This window comes from Actinomycetospora sp. (genome assembly GCF_036497585.1).
GTDB lineage: Bacteria > Actinomycetota > Actinomycetes > Mycobacteriales > Pseudonocardiaceae > Actinomycetospora.
In genome coordinates this window covers 13,356-40,108 of sequence record NZ_DASXJD010000186.1, presented here as the reverse complement: position 1 = coordinate 40,108, position 26,753 = coordinate 13,356, and the positions used below count along the sequence as shown (strand labels likewise).

Here is a 26,753-nt window from a genome sequence, read left to right as displayed (position 1 = left end):
CGTCACCGCGGGCGGGGTCGCGTCCTTCGGCACGATCGGGGCCGCGGCCACGGGCGGGGCCAGCGTCGCCGCCGCGCCGGCGGCGGGGGCCTCCGACGAGGCCGCCGACGTCAGGTCGGGTCCGCCGCCGGCGCCGAGCGTCACCCCGACGGCGGCGGCGCCGACGGCGAGCGTCCCGGTCACGGCGGCGAGCGCGCGGCGCGACGACCGCCGGCGCAGGGCCGCGGCACGCTCGTCCTCCGCACGCGCGACGTCCAGCGCCAACGGGCCGCTCGATGGCGCGGCGAACGGATCAGTCGGAAGGCTCATCACTGGTCCCATCGGGTCAACGGCCGCCATCGTTACCCATCCGTGACCCCGAATGCCAGAGCAGGGGGCGGCGACTAGCCCCGGATCTGCCGCTCCTGCCCGCCCCACTCCTTGGCGCGCAGCTCGAACTTCTGGATCTTGCCGGTGGAGGTCTTGGGGAGCTCGACGACGACCTCGACCTCGCGCGGCGCCTTGTAGCGCGCGATGGCCGTCTTGACGTGCTCGATGACCTCCTCGGGCTCGACCGACTTCCCCTGCCGCAGGACGACGAACGCCTTCGGCCGCTCACCCCAGCGCTCGTCGGGGACGCCGACGACGGCGGCCTCGAGGACCGCCGGGTGGGAGAGGACGGCCTGCTCCACCTCGACGGTCGAGATGTTCTCGCCGCCGGAGATGATCACGTCCTTGGCGCGGTCGCGGAGCTCGACGTAGCCGTCGGGGTGCATGACCCCGAGGTCGCCCGAGTGGTACCAGCCGCCGGCGAACGCCTTCGCCGTGGCGTCCGGGTCGCGGTAGTAGCCCGACATGACGTTGTTGCCGTGCATGACGATCTCGCCCATCGTCGTTCCGTCGGCGGGCACGTCGACCAGGTCGACGGACGCCCAGTCGGTCACGTCCGCTGGCCCGTCCCCCGTCGCTTCGCTCGCCTCGTCCAGCAACCGCACCACCCGCACCGCGTCGGTCTGGATCATCCCGACGCCCTGCCGGGCCTGCAGGCGGGCCCGCTCGGTGTCCGCCAGCGACCCCCACTCGTCCTGCCACTGGCAGACCGTGTACGGGCCGTAGGTCTCGGTGAGGCCGTAGACGTGGACGATCCGGAACCCCATCCGCTCCATCTCGAGGATCGTCGTCGGGCTGGGGGGTGCACCCGCCGTCGTGACGACGAGCGCGTAGTCGAGGGTCCGGGCCTCGGCGGCGTTCATGATCGTCGTCACGACCGTCGGAGCGCCGTTGAGGTGGGTGACGCGGTGCTCGCCGATCAGCGCCCAGATGGCATCGCCGCGGACCTCGCGCAGGCAGACGTGGGTGCCGCCGATCGCGGTGATGCCCCACGGCGTGCACCAGCCGTTGCAGTGGAACATCGGGAGCGTCCAGAGGTAGACCGTGGACGGGTCGTGGTAGCTCTGCACGATCTCGCCGAGGGAGTTCAGGTACGCCCCGCGGTGGTGGTACTGCACGCCCTTGGGCTTGCCGGTGGTGCCCGACGTGTAGTTGATCGAGATCGTGCCGCGCTCGTCGTCGACGGCCCAGGGCAGGTCCTGGTTTCCGCCGTCGTCCGGGCTGTCCCCGCGGGACAGCAGCTCCGCGTACCCGTCCGGGCCCGACCCGGCGTCGGGACCCTGCTCGTCGACGTGCACGACGATCTCGCGGACGGTCTCGAGGCTCTCGCGGATCGGGTCGACGGCCGCGAGCAGCGTGGAGTCGACGACGAGGACCGTCGCCCCGGAGTGGTCGAGGATGTAGCGGACCTCCTCGGCCGAGAGGCGCGTGTTCACCGCGACGAGCACCGCACCGGCCAGCGGTACGCCGAAGTGCGCGTGCAGCATCGCCGGGACGTTGGGCAGCAGGCAGGCGACGCGGTCGCCGCGCTCGACGCCCGACGCGCGCAGGCCCCGCGCGAGCCGCTGGGCGTCGCGGGCGAACTCCGCGTAGGTCCAGCGCGCCGTGCCGTGGACGATGGCCGTCTTGCCGGGGTACACCCCGGCCGAGCGGGCCAGGAAGGACAGCGGCGTCAGTTCGGTGATCCAGGTCTCGGGACCGCGCGTCATGGCGCGATCCAAGCAGCCCACCGGGTGGATCGGGTAGGCGTGATCACCCTCCGAGAGCACGGCGTACCTCTCGGTCGAGCACCCCCGACGATCGCCTCGGGCTCTTCGCCCGCGAGCACCCGGCGGCGGGCCTCGAACCGGGGTGGCGGGCCGCCCATCGGTGAGCGGCGCCGCTCTGGCGTTCGACGCCAGCATCGTGCCGTTGCTGCCGCGGGCGGGGCCGGGCCCTCGATGGGTGAACGGCGCCGTCCTGGCGTGCGACGCCAGGAACGTGCCGTTGCTGCCGCGAGGTGCCCGGCGCCGCTCAGGACCGCGCGTAGTCGGGAGGCGCGTCCGATCCCGGCGCCGTCGGCAGGCCCGCGGCCTCCCAGGCGCGGAACCCGCCGACGACGTCGGTGGCCCGGTGGATGCCGAGGTCCTGCAGTGCCGCGGCCGCCAACGAGGACGTGTAGCCCTCGGAGCACAGCACCACCCAGGCGACGTCGTGGTCGACGGCCTCGGGGACGCGGGCGTCCGAGGTGGGGTCGAGACGCCACTCGAGGTGGTTGCGCTCGATCACCACGGCGCCGGGCACCGAGCCCTCGGCGAGGCGCTGCCAGCCGGGCCGGATGTCGACCAGCCGCGCCCCGTCCCGGACCTGCGCCGCGGCCGCCTCGGGCTCGAGCCGGTGCAGCCGGGCCCGGGCCGCCGCCAGCACCTCGCCGATGGTCGTCACGTCAGGACCTGGCCCCCCTCCGGCGACGCCCCGGGCTCCACCAGCTCGGAGCGCGTCCGCGTGAGGGTGCCCCGGTCGACGTCGTAGTACGACATCGTCGAGAGCGGCGGCGAGTAGGCGTGGACGCTGACGGCGGGCTCGCGGCGGCGGTTCGACACGTCGTGGACGTGTCCCAGCGGGAAGGCCGCCCCGGAGGAGGCCGACAGCGCCCGGCGCCGCAGCCCCGGCCCGCAGACGGCGAGCTCCTCGGCCGACACCTCGTGGTCGGTGGCCGACCCTGCGGTCCAGCGCCACTCGGTGAGCTCGCCGCGGACCACGGTCAACGCGCCGATCGACCCGCCGTGGTCGTGCAGCTCGGCCGCCTGCTCGGTCGCCCAGCTGATCAGCCAGACGTCGAGGTGGGGATCGGCGTGCAGGCGCTTCGCCCAGCGGTGGGCATGGTCGACGCGCACCTCGTGCAGGCCCGCGACGACCTCGGCGGCGACCTGGCGGGTGATGGTGGTGAGGTCGGCGAGGCTGACGGGGGTCGGCCCGTCGTGCCAGCGGCGACGGTCACCGTGGCGCGAGCGGGGCAGGAAGGGCAGCGTTTCGGGGCGGGCGGCCTCGGCGCGCGCGGGCGTGACGGCGGTCATGACGGGACGACGTCCTCGGTTCTGCGACGGCCGTCGTCGTCGGGAGACGGCCGGAGGAGGCTCCCCCGGGCGGGAACGCCTCGGACGGGGAACGGGACTCGTCGTCAGCGACAGCGCTGGTCGAACACGTGCGCGCGACGGCCCACCCAGAACGGGACGAGCTCCTCGCGGCGGTTCACGGCGCAGATTCCATCACGCCCGGCCACGCCCGTCACCACCGGGGCAGGGGTTCCGGACGATCACACCGCCCTCCCCGACCACTCGTCGACGGGCGGGCTGTCAGGGGGTCGACCTAGCCTGGATCACGTGCCCGACCCCGCCTCGCCCGAGGCCCCCACCACTGCAGAGATCACCGACCCCCGATCCCAGGACACCGCACCCCGCGACACCTCGGGCGACCCCGGCCACACCCGCCCGGACGACCCGGCACGCGGCTGGGTGCGGCGCCTCTCCCTCGACTGCTGGCGCCACCGCGGCCTCACGGCCGCCTCGGTCGGCGCCTCGACGCTGGGGGTGGGGCTGGAGTCGGTCGGGCCCTTGCTGGTGGCCGTGGCGGTGGACCGGGCGGTGCGGGGGTCCACCGCGGGGCTCACGCCGATCGTCGCGACCGTCGTCGCGCTCGCGCTGGTCAAGTTCGCGATGGCGTTCCTGCGCCGCTACCTCGGGGGCCGGCTCTCGCTGCTGGTGCAGCACGACCTGCGACGCCGGGTGTTCGGCTCGATCTCGCGCCTCGACGGCCCGCGCCAGGACGCGCTGCGCACCGGGCAGGTGGTCTCGCGCGCGAACTCCGACCTGCAGCAGGTGCAGGGGCTGCTCGGGATGGTGCCCTACTCCGTGGGCACCCTCGCCCAGGTCGCCGTCTCCGTCGCGATCATGGCGTGGCTCTCGCCGCTGCTCACCGTCGTCGCGCTGATCACGCTGCCGGTGGCGCTGGTGTTCACGACGGTGATGCGGCGCCGCCTCTTCCCGGCGACCTGGTCGGCCCAGCAGCGGGCGGCCGAGGTCGCGCAGGGCGTCGAGGAGACCGTGACGGGCGTCCGCGCGGTCAAGGGCTTCGGGCAGGAGGAGCGGGAGACCTCCCGGCTCGCCGACGTCGCCGGTCGGCTCTACGCCGAGCGCCTCCGCGCCGCGCGCCTCACCGCGCGGTTGACCCCCACGCTCTCCGCGCTGCCGACCGTCGGGCAGCTCGTGGTGTTCGCCCTCGGCGGCGCGCTCGCGCTCGAGGGCCGGATCACCATCGGGACCTTCCTCGCCTTCACCACCTACATCGCCGCGCTCATCGCCCCGGCCCGCATGGTGGCCGCGGTCGTCGTCACCGGGCAGCTCGCGCGGGCCGGCGTGGAGCGCGTGTACGAGCTCATCGACTCCCAGCCCGACATCGTGGACAGCACCGACCCGCCGGCGCTCGAGGTCCCGGCGGGGCCGGTCGGGCTCGAGCTCGACGACGTCCGGTTCGGCTACACCCGAAGCGACCCGGTCCTCGACGGGGTGTCGCTGTCGGTGCGGCCCGGCGAGACGCTCGCGGTGATCGGCACCGCGGGCTCGGGGAAGTCGACGGTCGCACTGCTCGTCCCCCGCTTCTACGACGTGCAGGGCGGGGCCGTGCGCGTGGGCGGCCACGACGTGCGCCGGCTGTCGCTGGCGTCGTTGCGGCGCACCGTCGGCGTGGTGTTCGAGGAGGCCTTCCTCTTCTCGGACACGGTGCGCGCCAACATCGCCTACGGCTGCCCGGACGCCACCGACGCCCAGGTCCGGGCGGCGGCCCGGGCCGCGCAGGCCGACGAGTTCGTCCGCGAGCTGCCCGAGGGCTACGACAGCCGCGTCGGCGAACGCGGGCTCACGCTCTCCGGCGGCCAGCGCCAACGGCTCGCGCTGGCCCGCGCCCTGCTCTACGACCCCCGCGTCCTCGTGCTCGACGACGCGACCAGCGCCGTCGACGCCGCCACCGAGGCCGCGATCGGGGAGACGCTGCGGGCGATCACCGCCGAGCGCACCACGCTGGTCATCGCCCACCGCCGCTCCACCCTGACCCTCGCCGACCGCATCGCGGTCCTCGACGAGGGGCGGGTGGTCGACGTCGGCACCGCCGCGGAGCTCACCGGGCGCTGCGACCTCTTCAACGCCCTGCTCGCCGGACCCGGGGAGAGCATCGACCAGCCCGCCCGGGCGCGCATCGACGACGTCGAGGGCCCCGGCCCGGACGGCACGACGCCCTCGCTGTGGCCGGATGCCCCGTCGTCCGTCGAGGACGCCGACGCCCCGCCGGGCGACCGCGGCGGCCCCGACCCGATCGCGGCGGGCCTCGACGGCACCGTCTCCTCCCGCGAGATGCGCGCGGCCATGGCGGTGCTGCCCCCCGCCGACGAGCGGCCGGACCTCCACGGCGAGGACCCGACGGCGCCCGACCCCGGCTTCCGGCTGGGGCACCTGCTGCGCCCGGTCCGCCTCGCGCTCGCGGCGGTGAGCGTGCTCGTCGGCATCGACGCGCTCGCCACCGTGGCGTTCCCGTCGCTGGCCCGGCTCGCGGTCGACGGGGGCATCAACGGCCGCTCCCCCTCGATCCTCGTGCTCGCGGTGGCCATCGGCCTCGGCGTCGTCCTCGTCGACTGGGTCGTCGTGTTCATCCAGACCGTGCTCACCGCGCGCGTCGGCGAGGGCCGGCTCTACCTGCTGCGGGTGCGCAGCTTCGCCCACCTGCAGCGGCTCGGGCTGGACTTCTACGAGCGTGAGCTCGGCGGCCGGATCATGACGCGGATGACGACGGACGTGGACGCGCTGTCGTCGTTCCTGCAGACCGGGCTCGCCCAGGCGGTCGTCGCCCTGCTCACCGTCCTCGGGGTGGCGGCGGCGCTGCTCGTCACCGACGTCGAGCTCGCCGTGGTCGCGCTCGCGGTGATGCCGGTGCTCGTCGTGGCGACCGTGGTGTTCCGGCGGCTCTCGTCGGTGGCCTACGCCGAGGCGCGCGAGCGGGTCAGCGTGGTGAACGCCGACCTGCAGGAGAACGTCGCGGGGCTGCGGGTCGCCCAGGCCCACACCCACGAGCGGGCCTCGGCCGCGCACTTCGCCGGTTCCAGCGACGCCTACCGCCGCGCGCGGCTGCGGGCCCAGCGCCTGATCGCCACCTACTTCCCCGGCGCCAACCTGCTCTCCGACCTCGCCCAGGCCGCGGTCCTCGCCGTCGGCGCCGCGCGGGTGGCGAGCGGGGACCTGTCGTCGGGGATCCTCGTGGCCTTCCTGCTCTACCTGTCGATGTTCTTCGGCCCGGTCCAGCAGCTCTCCCAGGTCTTCGACGGGTACCAGCAGGCCCGCGTCGGGCTCGCCCGCATCTCCGAGCTGCTGCGCACGCCCACCTCCGTGCCCGCCCCCGAGCACCCGGTCCCGGTGGGCGCGCTGCGCGGCGACGTGGAGCTGCGCGACGTCGGCTTCTCCTACACCGGGGCCGACACGCCGGCGCTCTCGGGCGTGTCGCTGTGGGTCCCGGCCGGGCGCACGGTCGCACTGGTCGGGGCGACCGGGGCGGGCAAGTCGACGATCGTCAAGCTCGTGGCCCGCTTCTACGACACCACCAGCGGGTCGGTGCGCATCGACGGGGTCGACGTGAGCCGCTACGACCTCCCCGGGCTGCGGCACCGGCTCGGGGTGGTGCCGCAGGAGGCCCACCTGTTCGTGGGCGACATCGCCTCGAACATCGCCTACGGCCGGCCCGACGCGAGCCCGGCGGAGATCGAGGAGGCGGCGCGTCGGGTGAGGGCCCTCGACGTGGTCGCCGCGCTGCCCGCCGGGTTCCACCAGCCGGTCGGCGAGCGGGGCGGCGGGCTCTCGGCGGGGCAGCGCCAGCTGGTCGCCCTGGCCCGCGCGGAGCTCGTCGACCCCGCGCTACTGCTCCTCGACGAGGCCACCGCGGCCCTCGACCCGGCGACGGAGTCGGCGGTGCTCGCGGCGGGCGACCGGGTCGCCGCCCGACGCACCACCTTCGTCGTCGCCCACCGCCTCGCGACCGCGGCGCGCGCCGACCGCATCGTCGTGCTCCACGGCGGCCGCGTCGTCGAGGAGGGGACGCACGGCGAGCTGCTCGCCGCGGGCGGCCGCTACGCAATGCTCTGGCGCACCGGCGCGGCCACCGCCGACGACGCCGAGGAGCACCTCGAGCGGGATGACGCCGCCCGGGGTGACGCGGCCGTCGCATGAACTGGGTGCAGTCGGCTACAGGGCCGCCACCCGGGCGCACACGGAGCGCTAACCTGGTGTCCGTTTCCACTTCCGCACGTGATTGAGGCGATCTCCAGCCGTGTCGACGAGTAGTCCGGCAGCCCAGTTCGGTCCCAACGAGTGGCTGGTCGACGAGATGTACCAGCGCTACCTGGCGGATCCGGACTCGGTGGACGCGGCCTGGCACGAGTTCTTCGCCGACTACGCCCCCTCGGACGGCGAGAACGCCGCGGGCGCCAACGCGGCCTCGGCGAGCGCCGGGTCGGGGACGTCCGGGGCCGGTGGGTCGGCGGCCTCCTCGAGCGCCGAGTCCGCGGGGCAGTCCTCGGGTAACGGCAGCGGCACGGCGTCGTCCACCGCGTCGTCGACCACGTCGTCGACCGCCAACGGCAGCGCGCCGGCGCAGGCGGGGTCATCCCAGGCATCGTCGTCGCAGGGCTCGTCGTCGGGCTCCGCCAACGGCCCCACGTCCCAGCGCCCCACCGGCGAGGCCCGGACCGAGTCCAAGCCCGCGGCCGGGTCGACCACCCCGGCGAAGACGCAGGACGACGCCGCCGCCGACGAGACGGTGCGCCCGCTGCGCGGCGCGGCGAACGCGATCGCCAAGAACATGCAGGCCTCGCTCGAGCTGCCGACCGCGACCAGCGTGCGCGCTGTGCCGGCCAAGCTGCTGGCCGACAACCGCATCGTCATCAACAACCACCTGCGGCGCTCCCGCGGCGGCAAGGTCTCGTTCACCCACCTGCTCGGCTACGCGATGGTGCGGGCGCTGCAGGACTTCCCGAACATGAACCGCCACTACGGGAGCGACGAGAAGGGCAAGCCCGCCGTCGTCGACCCGGGGCACGTCAACCTCGGCCTCGCGATGGATCTGCAGGGCAAGGACGGGTCCCGCTCGCTGGTGGTGGTCGCGCTCAAGGGCAGCGAGAAGCTGAACTTCGCCCAGTTCTGGGCGGCCTACGAGGACATGGTCCGCAAGGCCCGCACCGGCAAGCTGACCACCGAGGACTTCGCGGGCGTCACGATCAGCCTGACCAACCCGGGCACGATCGGGACGAACCACTCGGTGCCGCGCCTCACCGTGGGCCAGGGGACGATCGTCGGCGTCGGCGCCATGGAGTACCCGGCGGAGTTCCAGGGCGCGAGCGACGAGCGGCTCGCGAACATGGGCATCAGCAAGATCATCACGCTCACGTCCACCTACGACCACCGCATCATCCAGGGCGCCGAGTCCGGGGACTTCCTGCGGCGGATCCACCATCTGATCCTCGGCGAGGACGGGTTCTACGACGACATCTTCGCCTCGCTGCGCATCCCGTACGAGCCGGTCCGCTGGACCCAGGACCTCCCCGAGAGCTCGATCGACCGCACCGCGCGGATCATCGAGCTGATCGACGCGTACCGGACGCGCGGCCACCTCATGGCCGACACCGACCCGCTCGACCACCCGCAGCGCAAGCACCCCGACCTGGACATCCAGACCCACGGGCTCACGCTGTGGGACCTCGACCGCGAGTTCCCGGTCGACGGGTTCGCGGGCCGGCAGTGCATGAAGCTGCGCGACATCCTCGGGGTGCTGCGTGACTCGTACTGCCGCACCATCGGCATCGAGTACATGCACATCCTCGACCCGGAGAAGCGCGCCTGGCTCCAGGAGCGCATCGAGGTGCCGCACGAGAAGGTGCCGGTCGCCGAGCAGAAGTACATCCTCTCCAAGCTCAACGCGGCCGAGGCGTTCGAGGCGTTCCTGCAGACCAAGTACGTGGGGCAGAAGCGCTTCTCGCTGGAGGGCGCGGAGACGGTCATCCCGCTGCTGGACGCGGTGCTCGACGAGGCCGCGGCGCACGAGATGGACGAGGTCGTCATCGGCATGCCGCACCGCGGCCGGCTGAACGTCCTCGCGAACATCGTCGGCAAGCCGGTCTCGCAGATCTTCCGGGAGTTCGAGGGCAACCTCGACCCGGGCCAGGCGCACGGCTCCGGCGACGTGAAGTACCACCTCGGCGCCGAGGGCAAGTTCTTCCGGATGTTCGGCGACGGCGAGACGACGGTGTCGCTGACGAGCAACCCGTCGCACCTCGAGGCGGTCGACCCGGTGCTCGAGGGCATCGTGCGCGCCAAGCAGGACGTGCTCGACAAGGGCCAGGACGGCTTCACCGTCATGCCGGTCGCGATGCACGGCGACGCCGCGTTCGCCGGCCAGGGCGTGGTCGCCGAGACGCTGAACCTCGCCCTGCTGCGCGGCTACCGCACCGGCGGCACCGTGCACGTGATCGTCAACAACCAGGTCGGCTTCACGACGGCGCCCGAGCACACCCGCTCCACGCACTACTGCACCGACGTCGCGAAGATGATCGACGCGCCGGTCTTCCACGTGAACGGGGACGACCCGGAGGCCTGCGTCTGGGTGGCACGGCAGGCGGTCGAGTTCCGGGAGCGCTGGAACTCCGACGTCGTGATCGACATGATCTGCTACCGGCGCCGGGGCCACAACGAGGGCGACGACCCCTCGATGACCCAGCCCGAGATGTACGACGTCATCGACGCCAAGCGCTCGGTGCGCAAGACCTACACCGAGTCCCTGATCGGCCGCGGCGACATCTCGCTCGAGGAGGCCGAGCACGCGCTGCGCGACTACGGCAGCCAGCTCGAGCACGTGTTCAACGAGGTCCGCGAGCTGGAGAAGGCGCAGATCGAGCCCAGCCCGTCGGTCGAGTGGGAGCAGGCGATGCCGAACTCCCTGCAGACCGCAGTGCCGCTCGACGTCGTGCAGCGCATCGCGCGGGCGTTCGTCGACCTGCCCGAGGGCTTCGCGGTGCACCCGCGCGTCAAGCCGGTGCTCGAGCGCCGCGGGAAGGCCGCCTCGACCGACACCCAGGAGGGCATCGACTGGGCGTGGGCGGAGCTCTTGGCGTTCGGCTCGCTGCTCATCGACGGCAAGCTCGTCCGGCTCTCCGGCCAGGACTCGCGGCGCGGCACGTTCGTGCAGCGCCACTCGGTGCTCATCGACCGGCACACCGGCGAGGAGTACGTGCCGCTGCGGCACCTCACCGCCGACCAGGGCCGGTTCATGCCCTACGACTCGGCGCTCTCCGAGTTCGCCGCGGTCGGGTTCGAGTACGGCTACTCGGTGGTCAACCACGACGCGCTGGTGCTCTGGGAGGCCCAGTTCGGCGACTTCGTCAACGGCGCGCAGTCGATCATCGACGAGTTCATCTCGTCCGGTGAGGCGAAGTGGGGCCAGACCTCCGACGTCGTGCTGCTCCTTCCCCACGGCCACGAGGGCCAGGGGCCGGACCACACCTCGGGCCGCATCGAGCGGTTCCTGCAGCTGTGCGCCGAGGGGTCGATGACCGTCGCGCTGCCGTCGAGCCCGGCGAACTACTTCCACCTGCTGCGCCGCCACGCCACCGACGGGGTGCGCCGCCCGCTCGTCGTCTTCACCCCGAAGTCGATGCTGCGCAACAAGGCCGCGGTCAGCCCGGTGGAGGACTTCACCTCCGGCTCCTACCGCCCGGTGCTCGACGACCCGTCGTTCGCCGACGCCGGCAAGGCCGCAGGGGCGAGCCGGCTGCTGCTCTGCGCGGGCAAGCTCTACTACGAGCTGGTGGCCGCACGGGAGAAGGCCGGGCGGACCGACGACGTCGCGATCGTGCGGCTCGAGCAGCTCTACCCGATCGCCTCGGACGAGATCGCGTCGATCGTGGGCCGCTACGAGAACGTCTCCGACATCGCCTGGGTGCAGGAGGAGCCGGCCAACCAGGGCGCCTGGCCCTTCCTCGGCCTCAACCTCCCCGACAAGGTCCCGGCGCTTCGCGGGATGCACCGCATCTCCCGGCGCCGCATGGCCGCGCCCGCGGCCGGCGTAGCGAAGGTGCACGAGGTCGAGCAGAAGGCGCTCATCGCGGAGGCCGTGGAGTAGGGGTGTACTTCACCGACCGCGGCATCGAGGAGCTCGAGGAGCGGCGCGGCGAGGAGGAGGTCTCCCTGGCCTGGCTCGCCGACCGGCTCCGGGCCTTCGTCGACGCGCACCCCGAGCACGCCGGGGCGGCGGACCGGTTCGCGACGTTCCTGGCCCGGGACGACTCGGATTAGGTGCGCTTCGCGCATGTGAGCACTTTTCGGGGTTATCGCGCGGAAAAGTGCTCACAAGCGCGAAGCGCACCTATCCGATCCCGGCCGAGCTCAGCCAGTCGCGGGCGACCTGGGCCGGATCGGGCTTGTCGGGGCCCTCGACGCGTCGGTTGAGGTCGGTGAGCGTCGCGGTGTCGAGCTTCTCCGAGATCAGGTCGAGCACGTCCGCGACGGCCGGCTTCGCGAGCTTCGTGGCATTGATCAGCGGCACGACCTGCTGCGCGGCGAAGTTCGACCGCGGGTCGTCGAGGACGACGAAGTCGTTCATCGCCAGGGACGGGTCGGTGCTGAACAGGTCGGCGGCCTGGACCGTGCCCTGCCGCAGCGCGGCGACGGTCAGCGGCCCGCCGGAGTCCAGGGCGCGGAACGCCCGGAGCGTGCACCCGTAGGTCCGGGCCAGGCCGGGGATGCCGTAGGGGCGGGTGGCGAACTCGGGCGGGCCGCCGAAGGTCAGCGTCGGGCACAGCCGGGCGAGGTCGGCGATGGAGCGCACGCCGTTCTGCGCGGCGAAGGCGCGGGTGACGACGACGCCGTCCTTGTCCTGCGCGGCGCTCGGCTGCAGGACCCGCAGCGTCGGGGGGAGCCGCTGGGCCACCTGGGCGTAGACGTCGGCCGGGGCGGTCGCGGTCGCGTTCGGGTCGAGGTAGCGCAGCAGGTTGCCGGTGTAGTCCGGGACGAGGTCGACGGCACCGTCGCGGACCTGCGGGAAGTAGGTCTCGCGGTTGCCGATGCCGAACCGCCGCTCGACCTGGACCCCGCGGATCGAGAGCGCCGTCGCGTAGATCTCGGCGAGCAGCCGGTTCTCGGGGAAGTTCGCCGAGCCGACCCGGATCGTGTCGGGGTCCGACGGCGGCGGTGGGGACGACCCGAGAGGATCACCCCCGCCGCCGCAGGCCGCCAGCAGGAGCCCGAGGACCGCGAGCACCACGGCGACGCGACCGGGCACGCGGCCGGAGGTGGGCACGGAGCGGGACGATGTCACCGGGAGCGATCCTGCCACGTCCCGCAGTCTTCCCTCAGGACGCGTCGGCGACGTCCCTGGTGATCGGGCCGCGGGCGAGGATCTCGGCGAGCGCGCCGGAGGGCATCGCCCGGGCGAAGAGCCAGCCCTGGTAGGCGTCGACGCCGAGGTCCTGCAGCACCGCGAACTGGTCGGCGTCCTCCACACCCTCGGCCACGCAGGTCTGGCCGATGGCTGCGGCGAGCTCGACGACGGCGCGCGCCACGGCCCGGTCCGACTCGCCGGTCGCGACCCCGCGGACGAAGCCCCGGTCCAGCTTGACGATCTGCGCGGGCAGCCCGGTCAGGCGCGACAGCGACGAGTAGCCGGTGCCGAAGTCGTCGACGGCGAACCGCACGCCCGCCGCGATCAGCTCGTTCATCTCGCGCAGCGTCGCGGGCGGCAGGTCGGCGAGGCAGGTCTCGACGAGCTCGAGCACCAGGCGGTCCCACGGCAGGCCGGCCTCGGTGACCGCCTCGTGCACCGTCGCGAGGAAGTCGGGGTCGCCGGGCAGCAGGCCCGCGAGGTTGACCGCGACCGAGGCGGTCGGGTGATCGCCGTCGGTGGGCCAGGACGCGGCCGCGCGCACCGCGGTGCGCAGCACCCAGCGGTCGAGCTCGCCGAGCAGGTCTGCGGCCTCCGCGATCGGCAGGAACTTGTCCGGGAAGATCAGCCCGTGCTCGGGGTGCTGCCAGCGCACCAGCGCCTCGGCGGTCTGCACCCGGCCGTCGGCGGCGACCACGGGCTGGAAGTGCAGCACCAGCTCGTCGTTGACCATCGCCTGCCGGAGCTGGGACTCCATCCTCAGCGCCTCGTCGGCGCCCCGCATGATGGCCTCGTCGGCGAGCGCGACCCGGTTCGAGCCGCTCTTCGCCTCGAACAGCGCGGCGTCGGCGAAGCGGACCAGGTCGGCCGTGGCGGGGTGGTCGGGGGCGTCGAGGGGCATGGTGGCGAGCACCTGCTCCACCGGGTCGCCCCCGAGGTCGATGTCCGGCTCACCGGGCGTCGCGGGCAGGCCGAGCGCGGCACCGACCGCGGCCCCGATGGTCGCCGAGACCCGCACCAACTGACCGTGCACCGGGACCGCGGTGCGCAGGATGCGCCCGACGGAGGCGGTGAGCTCGTCCAGGCCGCCGTGGGCGTCGACGTCGGCGCACACCACGACGAACTCGTCACCGGAGTGACGGCTGGCGCTGCACCCGGCCGGCAGGCCCTCGCGCAGCTTCTCGGCCAGCACGACCAGCAGCTCGTCGCCCGCGTCGTGCCCGAGGGAGTCGTTGACCCGCTTGAAGTTGTCGAGGTCGCAGAACAGCACCGCGGTGCGCCGCGCGCTCGGCCCGGCCAGCAGGTGCGACACCGCCCGGGAGAGCGCCCGACGGTTCGGCAGTCCGGTCAGCTCGTCGTGCATCGCCTGGTGGCGCAGCGACGCCTCGACCCGACGGTTCTCGGTGACGTCGGTGAAGACGACGAGGTGGGTGGCCCGTCCGAGGTCGTCGACCGATACCGACACGTGCAGCTCGCACCACACCGACTCGGTCGCCGCGCCCCGTGCGCCTCGCTCCCGGCGCCGCAGCGCCCGCGCCGCGCACGACCACGAGATCGAGCCGGCCGACCCCGCGGGCCGCGCCAGCAGCGGCATCTCGCCGGTCGGGGCGGCGCCGGGCGCGAGGGCGGCGCGCTCGGCGGCGAGGTCGAGGAGCTCGTCGGCGCGGCGCCCGCGCAGTGTGTCCTGGCCCTCGCCGAGCAGCCGGCACAGCGACCGGTTGGCCTGGACGAGCCGCTCGTGGTCGTCGAAGAGCGCGACCCCCACGGGCGCCACCGCGAGCAGGTCGGTGAACCGCTGGGTCGAGGCCCGCATCCGGGTCTCGATCGCGCGTCGCTCGGTGACGTCCTCGACGGCGCCGGCGACGACGACCCGGTCCCCGACGGTCGTGCGCACGGCCCGCACGTGCAGTACCCGCGTCGGGTCGTGGGCGGGGCGGACCTCGAGGTCGAGCCGGGCGCCCTCCTCGAGCATCGCGCGCCAGCGGGCACCGACCTGCGCCCGATCGACGGGGTGCACCGATTCCGCGACGTGCGCCCGCGTCAGCGTGCCGAAGGGCGGCAGCCCCAGCAGGGTGCGCGCCACCGAGTTGATCACCCAGGTGTCGCGGGTCCGGTCGTTCTCGAAGGACCCGATCCCCGCGAGGCGGCTGAGCTCCTCCAGCCGTCGGCGCTCGTCGGCGACCGCGGCGTCGGCCACCTTGCGGGGCGACGCCGGGGTCGGCACGACGTCGCTCACGTCGACGAGGAGCAAGGCCTGGTGGGCGGTCCCGGGGACCTGGCGCCAGCGCACCAGCCGGACCGGGAGCGGGCCCTGGCCGGGCCGCAGGAGGGCGCCCTGCTCGGGGGCCGACGGGCGGACGGCGACGACGGTGTCGACCGGCCGTCCCACGAGCTCCTCGGCGGGCACGCCGACGAGGCGGGCGAGCTCGGGAGAGGCGGTGACGATGCGGCCCCGCTCGTCGTGCAGCACGACGGGTCCATCCGGCATCGGCCCCGGCGCCCCGGAGGCGGCCCCGACGGGGACGGCCACCGTGGTGGCGGCCACCGGCGCAGAGGCGTCGGGGCGGACGTCCCGGCTCCCGCGGACCGTCGGGGACGGCCGTTCGGCGGGGACCACGGCGCCGTCCCTGTCCGCCGGGGCGGGGACCGCCGGGCGGGCGGGCCGACGCCGCGGCACGGTCGGCAGCGTCGCCGCCTCGACCCTCGGCACCGCGTCGTCGCCGGTCCCGGGCGCCGCGACGTCGTCGGCGCCGGCGTGGGCGTCGTCGACGACGTCGGCAGCGGCGCCGCGGTCCCGGGTCACGGGGCGGGCGAAGGCGCCCGAGGCCGCCGGGACGGTCGGCGCCGGCAGCGCCGGCGGCTCGGGGAGCGTGCGGGTGCGGTCTGCCTCGGACGCATCGCCATCCGGCATCCGGACGACGGCGAGTCGTGGCGTCCGCCCCGCTCCGTTCACCTGTTCGCCCCCTCACCGGCGGTCTTCGGGACGAACCCCGATCAGGTCGTCTCAGCCGTCCTGATCACCGCAACGAAGGAGACCTCGGTGAGGTCCGGGCACGTCACCCCGTCGAGTGCCCTGTGGCGCCGACCGTCCTTTCTCGCGCGGTCGGGTGGCATCAAGTCGAGGGTTCTGTCTCAACCCGGACGATGAACGGTTCAGGAACTCGCCGTTGATGCGATGAGCGGCACACGCTCCACCGCGTGTCGCTCACGTGCACGGCGCTTCACCCAGACGCGCTCCTCCTGGCACGGACCGTGCGAGATGACCCGCGTCAGCGGTCACCGACGAGCCGCGACCGGTACCCGGTCCCCGATCGGTTCACACGTGATCACCCGAACGTCTCTGCCGTTCACCGTTCCTCCGGTGCCGCGACCTCGGCCACGTGCCGCCGGACGACGCCGTCGGACCCGGCCGCGCGTGCCACCGCGGCGGCCACCGCGGGCGCCACCCGGGGGTCGAGCGCGCTCGGGACGATGTGGTCGACACCGAGCTCCTCGGAGGCGATCTCGAAGATCGCGTCGGCGGCGGCGAGCTTCATGTGCTCGGTGATCCGCCGCGCGGACGCGTCGAGCGCGCCGGCGAAGACGCCCGGGAACGCGAGCACGTTGTTGATCTGGTTCGGGTAGTCGCTGCGTCCGGTCGCGACGACCGAGGCGTGCGCCCGGGCGACGCCCGGATCGATCTCGGGGTCCGGGTTGGAGAGGGCGAAGACGATCGCGTCGTCGGCCATCGTCTCGATCACCGACTCGGGCACCGTCGAGCCGGACAGGCCGAGGAAGACGTCCGCGCCCGCCAGCGCCGTCGTCAGGTCGCCTCGCAACCCCCGCGGGTTGGTCTGCTCGGCCAGCGCGTACTTGGCGACGTTCATGTTCTCGCGGCCGGTGTGGATGACCCCGCGGGAGTCGAGCACGGTCACGTCGTCGACACCGGCCTCGAGCAGGATCTTCGCGCACGCGACCCCGGAGGCGCCGGCGCCCGAGACGACGACCTTGAGCGGCTCGAGATCCCGCCCCAGCGCGGCGGCGGCGCCCCGCAGGGAGGCGAGCACCACGATCGCGGTTCCGTGCTGGTCGTCGTGCATCACCGGGCAGTCCAGCGCCTCGATGAGCCGGCGCTCGATCTCGAAGCAGCGCGGCGCGGCGATGTCCTCCAAGTTGACCGCGCCGAAGGACGGGCGGAGGTGGGTCAGGGTCTCGACGATCTCGTCGACGTCGGTGGTGTCGAGCACCAGCGGGATGGAGTCGAGGTTCGCGAACGCCTTGAACAGCGCCGACTTGCCCTCCATCACCGGCAGCGACGCCCGGGGGCCGATGTCACCCAGCCCCAGGACCGCGGTGCCGTCGCTGACGACGGCCACCAGCCGGTGGGTCCAGGTGTAGCGGGCGGTCAGCGCGGCGTCGTCGGCGATCGCCCGACTCACCTTCGCCACTCCGGGGGTGTAGGCGATGGAGAGGTCCCGACGGCCCTGCAGCGCCACGGTGGGCGCGATCGAGAGCTTGCCGTTCTCGTGCTCGGTGAAGATCTCATCGTCGGTGAGGTCACGGCCGTCGACGTCCGGGACGCTGGTCCCGGCGGGGGTGCTGCTCACGCGGTCCTCCTGGCTGGTGGGTCGCGGTCGGGGGGGACGGGTAGCGCGCGCGGGCCGCGGGAACGCGGCACGGCGGCGGGGATCGCATCGAACGGGGTCGGAGGGCTCGGGTCGGCGGGATCGCTGGTGCGGATCCCGGGTGCCCGGCACGGATCCGGACGAGCGGGGTGGGCCCGGACCGGTCGATCCTCGCGGCTCGTGCGCCCGTTGTCTGCGATGCGGAGACGTCGGGCTGGTCTGCGCCGGCCGCCGCGGCCCCGTCCGCGCCGGCCGCTAGGGTGCGTCGGCGTGAAGGCCGAGGAACTCGCGGTACCCGGCGCGTGGGTGTTCACCCCGCCGGTGTTCCCGGACGCGCGCGGGGCATTCGCCGCGCCCTTCCAGGCGGAGGTGTTCGCCGGGACCGTCGGGCACCCGCTGCATGTGGCGCAGGCCAACACGAGCGTATCCCGTCGGGGCGTGGTGCGCGGCGTCCACTACGCGGACGTGCCCCCGGGCCAGGCGAAGTACGTGCAGTGCTCCGCGGGTGCCCTGCTCGACGTCGTGGTCGACATCCGGGTGGGCTCCCCCACCTTCGGCCGGTGGGACGCCGTCCTGCTCGACGCCGAAGCCCTGCGTGCGGTGTACCTCTCGGAGGGGCTGGGGCACGCGTTCCTGGCGCTCGCCGACGGCACCGTCGCGACCTATCTGTGTTCCACGCCCTACAACCCGGGCGCCGAGCACGGGGTGGACCCGCTCGACCCCGAGCTCGGCCTGCCCTGGACCGAGCACGTGCCCGCCGACGAGCTGGTGCTCTCCGCGAAGGACACCGACGCGCCGTCGCTCGCCCGGGCCCGCGAGGCGGGGACCCTTCCCGACGTCGAGGCCTGCCAGGCCCGGGTGGCCGCGCTGGTCGCCGGGGGCTGACGCCAGCGCTCAGGCCCAGCCGGCGGCGAGGGCGGCGAGGACGGCCTTCGCCCGGTCCGGGTTGAGGCCGCTCGTCGTGGGGACCGTGAGCACGGTCGCGCCGCCGGCGACGGTGCGGCTGACCCCGGTGGGCGACGTCGACGAGGCCGGGGTGCTGGTGACCGCGACGAGGAGCGGGCCCCGGGGACCGCGCACCGTGCAGGTCGTGCGCCCCGCACCCGGCCCGGGCGTGCTCCCGGCCGTCAGCTGCGCGGCGGGCACCCCGGACGCGCGCGCCACCAGAGGCAGGGCCGCCGTGCACCGGGCCGCCGGGGTCGCGGTGGCCGACGTCGACGGGGGTGGGGCGCTCGAGGACGAGGGAGTGGTCGGGGAGGTCGTGCCCGAGGCCGTCGTGGCGGTCGAGGACGTGCTGGTCGGCGTCGGGGCGCTCGCCGGATGCGGGGCGGCGCCCGTGAGCGCGCCCGGCGGGGCCGGTACCGGAGGAAGAGCCGGACTCCGTGAGCGTGTCGCATCGGATATTGGGCGTGTCGCTCCCGGAGTCGTGATCACGGGCGCGCCGACCACGGGAGCCGCGACACCCGCCGTCGGGACCGACGAGGAGGGCAGCGCGGCCAGCGTCACCTGCGCGTCGTCGGAACCCGGCCCCGAGCCCGTCCCGGAGGAGTCCGGCACCGGCAGCACCCCCGAGGCGTAGGCGTCCGCCCAGCGGAGAACGGTCGCGACGTAGAACTCGGAGTGGTTGTAGCGGAACACCGCATCGTGGCGGGCGGCCGCGCTCGAGAGGTCGCCGCCGGCGGAGCAGAGGTAGCGGGCGGTGGCGAGGCCGGCGTCGAAGACGTTGTCCGGGTCGGCCTGGCCGTCGCCGTTGCCGTCGGCGCCGTAGACCCGCCAGCTCGACGGGATGAACTGGGCGGGCCCGACCGCGCGGTCCCAGACGGCGTCGTGGTCCAGGGCGCCGGCGTCGGTGTCGGGGATCGCCGCGCCCGCCGCGCACGCGAGCAGCGGGGCCCGGCGACGGCGGGACGGGCGGTCCGCGCGGTGCGCCGCCCGGTGCGACGACGATGACGGCGCCCCCGGTGCCCGGAACGCGGACATCGTTCACGCCGAGTGGCGCGGCAGTCGCTGGTCGTCGTCGGGCACGGCGCTGTTCTCCCCCGGTACGTCGCCCGGCGCGGGCCCCCGCCGCCCGGTTCCCGGAGATCGTCGTGCGCGGGGGCCGTGGCGCTACGCCGGGTCACCCGTCCGAGCAGCTCCGTCGCCGACCCGTGACCGCGTCGTCTCCGGAACGGGACCTCACCCCCCGGATCCGCGGCCTCAGCGGCGCCGGAGCCGACCCGGCCGGGGCCAGAGCCGGTGGGTGACGACGGCGAGGGCGACGGCCGGGCCCAGGGTGCGGGAGTCGGTGGACGCGGCGGGAGCGTCCCCGACGGCGAACCAGCGGGCGCCGTCGTCGCGACCCTCGTCCGGGAACCGGAGCGCGAGCCGCTTCACCGAGAGCTGCCCGGGCCGCTGCGGCCAGCGCACCAGCGCCACCGCCCCGTCGCGCGGGCGCAGGCCCGGGACGGCGAGCACGACGTCGCCGTCGTGCAGCGTCGGGGCCATCGAGCCACCTCGCACGGTGACGCGCAGCGGTACCCACCGCCAACGGCCGGGAAACTCCGGCCGCCCTGCTCCCCGGCGCATGCGACAACCCTCCCACCAGCGTGAACGGCCGACCCGGTGCGGCTGCCCGGCGGCCCGCACCGGAGTAGGTTGGGCCGCGGTCGGAACGATCACCGTGATCCCCCTGGAGGGGAGTTGGGAGGCGACATGGGACTGCTCGCGAGCATCCTCCGTCCGCGCCTGGAGGCCACCGCGCACTGCGACCTCCCCTGCGGCGTGTACGACCCGGCTCAGGCCCGCATCGAGGCCGAGTCGGTCAAGGCGATCCAGGAGAAGTACCAGGGCTCCGACGACGCGGAGTTCAAGGAGCGCGCCATCCAGATCAAGGAGGAGCGCTCCGACCTCGTCAAGCACCACCTGTGGGTGCTGTGGACGGACTACTTCAAGCCGCCGCACTTCGAGAAGTACCCGCAGCTGCACGAGCTGTTCAACAAGGCCACCAAGGCCGCCGGCGCCACCGGCACGAAGGGCTCGACCGACCCCAAGACCGGGGACGAGCTGCTGGGTTACATCGGCGAGATCTCGGACATCTTCTGGGAGACCAAGAAGGGCTGAGGCCCGACGCACGCTCCGGCGCGCCCGTCCCCTCGCGGGGCGGGCGCGTCGTGGTGTCGGGACCCGCCCGGGAGGAACCATGGCGAGCGAGAGTCCCGTCGGACGCATCTACCTGCTGCGCCACGGGGAGACCGAGTGGTCGCGTACCGGGCGCCACACCGGACGGACCGACCTCCCGCTGACCGAGCACGGCGAGGAGCAGGCCCGCACCGCCGGACGGCTGCTGGAGACCCTGCGCGGACGGGACGCACCGCCGCCGGTCGTCTGGTGCAGTCCCCGGCGCCGGGCGCTGGACACCGCCGCGCTCGCCGGGCTGACCCCGGACGCCGTCCGCGAGGACCTCGCCGAGTGGGACTACGGCGACTACGAGGGCCGCACCACGCCCGACATCCGCACTGAGGACCCGGGCTGGACGATCTGGACCCGCCCGGTGCCCCACGGCGAGACCGGCGAGCAGATCGCCAAGCGGATCGACGAGGTCATCGCCGACGCCGACCGGGAGCTGGCCCGCCGCGACGTCGTGCTCATCGGGCACGGGCACGCGAGCCGGGTGCTCATCGCCCGCTACCTGGGCCTCGCGCCCGCCGCGGGCGTCGGCTTCGCCTTCGACCCGGCCTCGGTCACCGTGCTGGGCCACGAGCGCGGCGCCCACCGGATCGACCTGCTCAACGCCCCGGGCGGGCTCGTGGAGCCGCCGCCCCCGCCGGCGGACCGGTAGGTGCGCTTCGCGCAGGTGAGCACAGATCCGTCCTACAGGGCGGATTAGTGCTCACGGGCCTTCGGCACCTTCGGCCCAGTCCCGGCCCGCCCGCGTCAGGATCCCGGCCAGCACGGCCGCGCAGACCACCGCGATCGGCACGCCCCACTCCGGGCGCCCGCTCGTGACGCCGGCGTAGAACGCGACGCCCAGGCCGAGCAGCTGCGCGACGACGACGGGGCCGCGCGCGCCCCGGGCGCCCCGGGCCAGCGCGATCCCGACGGCGGCGACGCCCGCACCGAGGAGCACGACGAAGGCCCACACCTGCGGCGTGCCCTCGAGGACGAGCAGCACGACGCCGACGACGACCAGCGCGAGGCCCTCCAGCGCCGTGACGAGCGCCGCGACCACCAGGGGGCGCGGGGGCGCGTCGGTCCCCGGGGCGGGTGGCGTGCCGGACACGGTCCCAGGGTAGGCGCCCCCGGAGCGCGGGATACGTGCCCCACGCCCGGCCCAACGCCGTCGGGCACGGGGCTACGGTGAGTGCCGTGCGGGCCCTGCTCGTGGCCAATCCGTCGGCCACCACCACCACGGCGGCAGGACGCGACGTCATCGCCCACGCGCTCGCCAGCGAGCTGAAGCTCGAGGTGGTCGCCACCCGCTACCGGGGGCACGCCAGTGAGCTGGCGGCGCGCGCCTCCGTCGAGGGTGTGGACCTCGTCGTGGTCCTCGGCGGGGACGGCACGGTCAACGAGGCCCTCAACGGGCTGCTGGTCGACGGGCCGTCCGAGCGCGTCCCGGCGCTCGGGGTGGTGCCGGGCGGTTCGGCCAACGTGTTCGCGCGGGCCCTCGGCGCCCCGCGGGACCCGCTGGAGGCCACCCACCAGCTCCTCGAGGCGCTCGCGGCGGGCCGCAGCCGCACCGTGGGCCTCGGGCGGGCCGACGAGCGGTGGTTCAGCTTCAACGCGGGCCTCGGCTGGGACGCCGACGTCATCGCCGCGATGGAGCACGCGCGGGACCGGGGCCGGGAGGCGACGCCGACCCGCTACGTCGCGACCTCGATCCGCCGCTGGACGACGGCGCGGACGCGCCCGCCGTCGCTGCGGGTGGAGATCCCGGGCCGGGAGCCGGTGGAGGACGTCAAGCTCGCCCTGGTCTCCAACACCGACCCGTGGACCTACCTCGGCGGGCGTGCGGTGCGCACCAACCCCGGCTGCTCCTTCTGCCGCGGGCTCGGCCTGTTCGGGCTACGCCGCCTCGGGCTGCCGACGATCGGGCGCATCGTGCGACAGATCCTCTCCGAGGAGGGCTTCTCCGAGCTCGGATCGGTGCTGCGCGACGACGACGTTCCTGCGCTGCGGGTCACCTCGGACGAGCCGGTGAACCTGCAGGTGGACGGCGACCACCTCGGGCAGCGCAGCGACGTGGAGTTCCTCGCGGTGCCCGACGCACTCCGGGTCGTCGTCTAGGGCGCTCACCGCGGCGGCATCCGTCTCGCGGTCGTGAGCGGCGTCACACGACGACGGCCGCCGGGCCGCCGGACGCCCGTCACAGGCCGACGAGCGGGGCCTGGATCCGGCGTTCGAGGGACCTCGCTGGCCATTTCACGGGCGCACAGCGTGGTCACGGTCATCGTAGCGACCGCTCATCGCCGCCCGACGGCAGGGTCGACGCCTCGTCGTGCTGCGATTTCCGCTCGTCGCAGTGATCGCGCCGTCACGGTGCGCCGATATCCACTCACCGACCGCCCATGCCCGTCGAGCCGTCTGGGACTCGATCCAGACGCGATCCTCCTGCAGATTCTTGGTCATCCCCCGCGAGAGCCGGGCAGGAATGCACCACGCAGAACTGCTCGGCCGGGTCCCCGGGAACCGGAGAGATTCTCTCCGAGGACCGGTGGGCAGGGAGGCGGACACGCCGGTGTCCGGTCCGCGGCACCGTCGCCGCAGGTCCGGGCGGACGACATGGCCGGACCTCCGAGAACGACACCGCACGACACCGCACGAGAGAACGGCACGAGGGGTCGTCCGAGACCCCGGGTGATTCCGCCCCGAAGGAATCGCCGACGACCACCGCAACCCGGTGCGCTCCCCGAGGCGCACCCAGCGAGGAGACCAGCACGATGGACTGGCGGAACGACGCTGCTTGCCGCGACGAGGACCCGGAACTGTTCTTCCCGGTCGGCACGAGCGGCCCGGCGCTCTCGCAGATCACGCAGGCCAAGGCCGTGTGCCGTCGCTGCCCGGCGATGTCCGAGTGCCTGACCTGGGCGCTGGAGTCCGGTCAGGACGCGGGTGTCTGGGGCGGCGCGAGCGAGGACGAGCGCCGCGCCATGAAGCGCTACGGCGTGCGGGTCGACGCACAGGCCTGAGCGCGGCGCGCCGACCGGTGGGGCGGCGGACGCTCGCTCCCCACGCGTCCGCCCCCGGTCGGCCCCCACGGACGTACTGAGCGAAGGGCCCCTTCGGTCGATCTACTCGACCGAAGGGGCCCTTCGCGCGTCCCGGGCCGACTCAGCGGGCGCGCGCCTCGCCGTGGTGCGCCAGCGGGATCGTCAGCTCCGCCCGCGCGCCGCACGAAGCGCCGGGGCGCAGGCTGAGCGTGCCGCCGAGCTCGGAGTCGACGAGGGTCCGCACGATCTGCAGGCCGAGCCCGTTGGCCCGCTCCAGCGAGAAGGTCTCGGGCAGGCCCCGCCCGTCGTCGACGATCTCGATGGAGAGCCGGCTCGCGGTGCGGCTCGCGACGATCCGCACCGAACCCGTCGTGCCCTCCCCGAAGCCGTGCTCGAGCGCGTTGGAGACGAGCTCGGTGACCACCATGACCAGCGGGGTCGCCATCACGGCCGGGAGCACCCCGGCGCGGCCCTCACGCCGCATCTCCACGCCGGCGCCGGGGCGCACGACGTCGTTGAGCATCGGTACCACCCCGGCGAGCACCTCGTCGATGTCCACCCGCTCGTCCACCGACGCCGCGAGCGACTCGTGGACCAGCGCGATCGACGCCACGCGGCGCATCGACTCGGTCAGGGCCGAGCGGGCCTCGTCGTGCCGGGTCCGCCGGGCCTGCAGGCGCAGCAGGGCCGCGACGGTCTGCAGGTTGTTCTTCACGCGGTGGTGGATCTCGCGGATCGTGGCGTCCTTGCTCATGAGCGCGCGGTCGCGGCGGCGGACCTCGGTCACGTCGCGGACGAGCACGAGCGCTCCGCTGGGGACCCCCCGGGGACGCAGCGGCAGGGCCCGCACGACGGCGGTGGCCCCGCGGCTCTCCACCTCGACCCGCGGCGAGGGCGTGCCGGCCAGCGCGTCGCGCAGCAGCGTCACCACCTCGGCGCCCTCGAACGGGTCGGCCGAGACCTTCCGGGCGACCGACGGCAGGTCGGCGCCCACCAGCTCGTCGCTCCACCCGAGCCGGTGGAAGGCCGACGCCGCGTTCGGGCTGGCGTAGAGCACCGTGCCGACGCTGCTGACGCGGACCAGGCCGTCACCCACCCGGGGCGTCGAGCGGCCCTCGTCGGCGCTTCCGGCGGTCGGGTACGTGCCGTCCGCGATCATCTGGCACAGGTCGCCGGCGACCGCGAGGTAGGAGATCTCGAGGGTGGACGGCACCCGGGGCGCGGCGAGGTTGGTGTCGCGGCCGAGCACCGCGATCATGCGGCCCTCGTACCCGACGGGCACCACCTCGCGGCGGATCGAGCGGCCGCGGTGCCAGCGCGGCTGTTCCTCGCGCCGCATCGTGGTGTCGTTGAGAGCCCGCAGCAGCTGGGGGTGCTGCTCCGCGGTGGCGGTGCCGCCGACCATGTCGTCGGGGTGCGCGGTGGGCGCCGTCGTCGGCCGGGAGTGGGCCACGCACAGGAAGGTCGGTGGCGCCTCCGGAGCCGGGCCGCCCGAACCGTTCGACCCGGGCCTGCCCGTCGGCGTGGTCGTCACCGGGACCCAGAGCAGGAAGTCGGCGAACGAGAGGTCGGAGAGCAGCTGCCACTCCGACGCGAGCCGCTGCAGGTGCGCGACCTCGTCGCCCGAGAGCGTCGTGTGCCTCGCGAGCAGGAAGCTCAGCGTCGACATGGGCGCCGGGGCCTACTCGCCCTCGGGGGTGCGCTCGATGACGGCGATGAGGTCGCCGCCCTGCACGACGTCACCCTCCTTGACCGCCACCGAGACCACTGTGCCGCTGCCCTCGATGAGCACGGGGATCTCCATCTTCATCGACTCGAGCAGCACGACGGTGTCGCCGTCGCTCACCTGCGTGCCCTCGCGCGCGACGACCTCGAGGACGTTCGCGACCATCTCCGCGCGGATCTCGTCAGCCACGACGGCCATCAAACCATCGACCGGGCCGGAAACCCCCTCGTGGGAGGATGAGCTCATGTCGAAGCGCGCACGTCAGAAGCGGGACCGCAAGAAGAAGAGCTCGAACCACGGCAAGCGCCCCAACTCCTGAGCGCGGGCCGTGGATGCACGAGAGGCCCGGGGACGTCGTCCCCGGGCCTCTCGTCTGTGCGCGTCCGGCTAGCGCTTCCAGGTCTCGACGCGGGTCTGGTTGACCTCGACGACGGTGCCCGACGGCGTCCGCTCGACGCTGACCTGCGCCTGCTCCAGCACCGTCGCACGGATCCGCTCGCGCAGCTTCTGGTGCAGCTCGTCGGGGGCGCGGTCGCCGCCGCACGTGCGCGCCAGCAGCGTCTTCACCTTCTCCTCGAGCCCGTAGCGGGCCAGGCACGGCCCGCACTCCTCGAGGTGGCGGCGCAGCTGGGCGTCGCGCTCCTCGCCGCACTCGTGGTCGAGCAGCAGCCAGACCTCCGCGAGGACCTCGTCACAGTCGGTCTCGTGGGGCTCTCCGCAGCTCACGACTGCACCCCCTCGTCCTGCGTGTCACGGATGAACCCGCGGTCGCGGGCGGTGTCGGTCAGCGCGTCGCGCAGCTGCCGGCGCCCACGGTGCAGCCGCGACATCACCGTGCCGATCGGCGTACCCATGATCTCCGCGATCTCCTTGTAGGCGAACCCCTCGACGTCCGCGAGGTAGACCGCCATCCGGAAGTCGTCGGGCAGCGCCTGCAGGGCGTCGCGGATGTCGGTGTCGGGGAGCCGGTCGAGCGCCTCCACCTCCGCCGACGGCAGGCCCGCCGAGCTGTGCTCCGCCGACTGCGAGAGCTGGTAGTCGGTGAACTCGTCGGTCGGGCTCTGCTGCGGCTGGCGCTGCCGCTTGCGGTACGTGTTGATGTACGAGTTGGTCAGGATGCGGTACAGCCAGGCCTTGAGGTTGGTCCCCGGCTTGAAGGACGTGAACGACGAGTACGCCTTCAGCACCGTCTCCTGGACCAGGTCCTCGGCGTCCGGCGGGTTGCGGGTCATCCGCATCGCGGCCGCGTAGAGCTGGTCGACCATCGGCATCACGTCGCGCTCGAAGCGCTCGGCACGTTCGGCGACGGTCTCGGTCTCGAGGTCGGCGGGGGTGGAACCGCCCTGCTGGACGGCGTCCACGGACCCGGCGGTGTCGGCACCGTCCTGCTGGGCGGGCACCGTGACACCGTCCGTGGTC

Annotated in this window: 22 protein-coding genes and 1 pseudogene; 9 read left to right on the top strand and 14 right to left on the bottom strand. The window is 74.0% G+C overall.

The annotated features are described in order from the left end of the window. The 4 genes and pseudogenes from VGH76_RS18000 to VGH76_RS17985 form a co-directional block, all read right to left on the bottom strand. Positions 1-309: pseudogene (locus VGH76_RS18000) on the bottom strand (hypothetical protein); the annotation flags it as partial. Positions 310-383: 74 nt separating this feature from the next. Continuing rightward, positions 384-2,078, bottom strand: a complete 1,695-nt coding sequence (locus VGH76_RS17995) for an acyl--CoA ligase family protein (RefSeq protein WP_331558080.1) — start codon at positions 2,076-2,078, stop codon at positions 384-386. A gap of 304 nt (positions 2,079-2,382) precedes the next feature. Next, entirely contained in the window at positions 2,383-2,793 is a 411-nt protein-coding gene (locus tag VGH76_RS17990; protein WP_331558078.1) for a rhodanese-like domain-containing protein, read from the bottom strand. Continuing rightward, complete coding sequence (locus VGH76_RS17985; protein ID WP_331558077.1) at positions 2,790-3,425, bottom strand: cysteine dioxygenase family protein; 636 nt, start codon at positions 3,423-3,425, stop codon at positions 2,790-2,792. The genes VGH76_RS17990 and VGH76_RS17985 overlap by 4 nt, the downstream gene beginning before the upstream one ends. Positions 3,426-3,863: 438 nt before the next feature. On the opposite strand from VGH76_RS17985, the gene VGH76_RS17980 reads away from it, so the two are divergent. The 3 genes from VGH76_RS17980 (at position 3,864) to VGH76_RS17970 (ending at position 11,729) form a co-directional block, all read left to right on the top strand. Then, the gene (locus tag VGH76_RS17980) at positions 3,864-7,613 is read left to right on the top strand and encodes an ABC transporter ATP-binding protein (protein WP_331558083.1); all 3,750 of its coding nucleotides are present in this window, start codon (positions 3,864-3,866) and stop codon (positions 7,611-7,613) included. Positions 7,614-7,713: 100 nt separating this feature from the next. Next, positions 7,714-11,556 carry a multifunctional oxoglutarate decarboxylase/oxoglutarate dehydrogenase thiamine pyrophosphate-binding subunit/dihydrolipoyllysine-residue succinyltransferase subunit gene (locus VGH76_RS17975; protein ID WP_331558076.1) on the top strand — a complete coding sequence of 1,281 codons (3,843 nt, stop codon included), beginning with the start codon at positions 7,714-7,716 and terminating at the stop codon, positions 11,554-11,556. 2 nt (positions 11,557-11,558) lie between these two features. After that, positions 11,559-11,729, top strand: a complete 171-nt coding sequence (locus VGH76_RS17970; RefSeq protein ID WP_331558075.1) for a DUF6104 family protein — start codon at positions 11,559-11,561, stop codon at positions 11,727-11,729. Between the two features lie 70 nt (positions 11,730-11,799). On the opposite strand, the gene VGH76_RS17965 is transcribed toward VGH76_RS17970, so the two are convergent. The 3 genes from VGH76_RS17965 to VGH76_RS17955 form a co-directional block, all read right to left on the bottom strand. Next, positions 11,800-12,732, bottom strand: a complete 933-nt coding sequence (locus VGH76_RS17965) for an ABC transporter substrate-binding protein (RefSeq protein ID WP_331558074.1) — start codon at positions 12,730-12,732, stop codon at positions 11,800-11,802. Positions 12,733-12,784: 52 nt separating this feature from the next. Next, complete coding sequence (locus VGH76_RS17960) at positions 12,785-15,724, bottom strand: sensor domain-containing protein (protein ID WP_331558073.1); 2,940 nt, start codon at positions 15,722-15,724, stop codon at positions 12,785-12,787. Positions 15,725-16,160: 436 nt separating this feature from the next. Continuing rightward, positions 16,161-17,399, bottom strand: a complete 1,239-nt coding sequence (locus tag VGH76_RS17955) for an NADP-dependent malic enzyme (protein WP_331558071.1) — start codon at positions 17,397-17,399, stop codon at positions 16,161-16,163. Between the two features lie 288 nt (positions 17,400-17,687). Between VGH76_RS17955 and VGH76_RS17950 the strand changes: the two genes are divergently transcribed. Further along, complete coding sequence (locus VGH76_RS17950; RefSeq protein ID WP_331558070.1) at positions 17,688-18,302, top strand: dTDP-4-dehydrorhamnose 3,5-epimerase family protein; 615 nt, start codon at positions 17,688-17,690, stop codon at positions 18,300-18,302. Positions 18,303-18,311: 9 nt separating this feature from the next. Here VGH76_RS17950 and VGH76_RS17945 read toward each other — a convergent pair whose 3' ends face one another. Then, complete coding sequence (locus tag VGH76_RS17945; protein ID WP_331558069.1) at positions 18,312-19,397, bottom strand: lytic transglycosylase domain-containing protein; 1,086 nt, start codon at positions 19,395-19,397, stop codon at positions 18,312-18,314. A 219-nt stretch (positions 19,398-19,616) separates the two neighbouring features. Further along, the gene (locus tag VGH76_RS17940; protein ID WP_331558068.1) at positions 19,617-19,985 is read right to left on the bottom strand and encodes a S24 family peptidase; all 369 of its coding nucleotides are present in this window, start codon (positions 19,983-19,985) and stop codon (positions 19,617-19,619) included. Between the two features lie 132 nt (positions 19,986-20,117). Between VGH76_RS17940 and sodN the strand changes: the two genes are divergently transcribed. Together sodN and VGH76_RS17930 are read left to right on the top strand one after the other, a co-directional pair. After that, complete coding sequence (gene sodN, locus VGH76_RS17935; protein WP_331558082.1) at positions 20,118-20,519, top strand: superoxide dismutase, Ni; 402 nt, start codon at positions 20,118-20,120, stop codon at positions 20,517-20,519. A 79-nt stretch (positions 20,520-20,598) separates the two neighbouring features. Further along, the gene (locus tag VGH76_RS17930) at positions 20,599-21,237 is read left to right on the top strand and encodes an acid phosphatase (protein WP_331558067.1); all 639 of its coding nucleotides are present in this window, start codon (positions 20,599-20,601) and stop codon (positions 21,235-21,237) included. Between the two features lie 51 nt (positions 21,238-21,288). On the opposite strand, the gene VGH76_RS17925 is transcribed toward VGH76_RS17930, so the two are convergent. Beyond that, entirely contained in the window at positions 21,289-21,678 is a 390-nt protein-coding gene (locus tag VGH76_RS17925; RefSeq protein WP_331558066.1) for a hypothetical protein, read from the bottom strand. 86 nt (positions 21,679-21,764) lie between these two features. Here VGH76_RS17925 and VGH76_RS17920 point away from each other — a divergent pair, with 86 nt between their 5' ends. Together VGH76_RS17920 and VGH76_RS17915 are read left to right on the top strand one after the other, a co-directional pair. After that, positions 21,765-22,685: a diacylglycerol kinase family protein gene (locus VGH76_RS17920; protein WP_331558065.1), complete on the top strand. Its 921-nt coding sequence runs from the start codon at positions 21,765-21,767 to the stop codon at positions 22,683-22,685. A gap of 653 nt (positions 22,686-23,338) precedes the next feature. Further along, positions 23,339-23,587 (top strand): WhiB family transcriptional regulator, encoded by a 249-nt coding sequence (locus VGH76_RS17915; protein ID WP_331558064.1) that lies wholly within the window; start codon positions 23,339-23,341, stop codon positions 23,585-23,587. Positions 23,588-23,729: 142 nt separating this feature from the next. Here VGH76_RS17915 and VGH76_RS17910 read toward each other — a convergent pair whose 3' ends face one another. Further along, the gene (locus VGH76_RS17910; RefSeq protein WP_331558063.1) at positions 23,730-25,277 is read right to left on the bottom strand and encodes a sensor histidine kinase; all 1,548 of its coding nucleotides are present in this window, start codon (positions 25,275-25,277) and stop codon (positions 23,730-23,732) included. A gap of 12 nt (positions 25,278-25,289) precedes the next feature. Beyond that, positions 25,290-25,532 carry a biotin/lipoyl-binding carrier protein gene (locus VGH76_RS17905; RefSeq protein WP_331558062.1) on the bottom strand — a complete coding sequence of 81 codons (243 nt, stop codon included), beginning with the start codon at positions 25,530-25,532 and terminating at the stop codon, positions 25,290-25,292. Between the two features lie 46 nt (positions 25,533-25,578). Between VGH76_RS17905 and VGH76_RS28050 the strand changes: the two genes are divergently transcribed. Further along, a complete protein-coding gene (locus tag VGH76_RS28050) occupies positions 25,579-25,653 on the top strand; it encodes a 50S ribosomal protein bL37 (protein WP_372460785.1) in 75 nt (24 codons plus the stop codon). A gap of 68 nt (positions 25,654-25,721) precedes the next feature. Here VGH76_RS28050 and rsrA read toward each other — a convergent pair whose 3' ends face one another. Continuing rightward, positions 25,722-26,060, bottom strand: a complete 339-nt coding sequence (gene rsrA / locus VGH76_RS17900; RefSeq protein ID WP_169184139.1) for a mycothiol system anti-sigma-R factor — start codon at positions 26,058-26,060, stop codon at positions 25,722-25,724. Beyond that, positions 26,057-26,695 (bottom strand): sigma-70 family RNA polymerase sigma factor, encoded by a 639-nt coding sequence (locus VGH76_RS17895; protein ID WP_331558081.1) that lies wholly within the window; start codon positions 26,693-26,695, stop codon positions 26,057-26,059. The genes rsrA and VGH76_RS17895 overlap by 4 nt, the downstream gene beginning before the upstream one ends. Between the last annotated feature and the right edge of the window lie 58 nt (positions 26,696-26,753).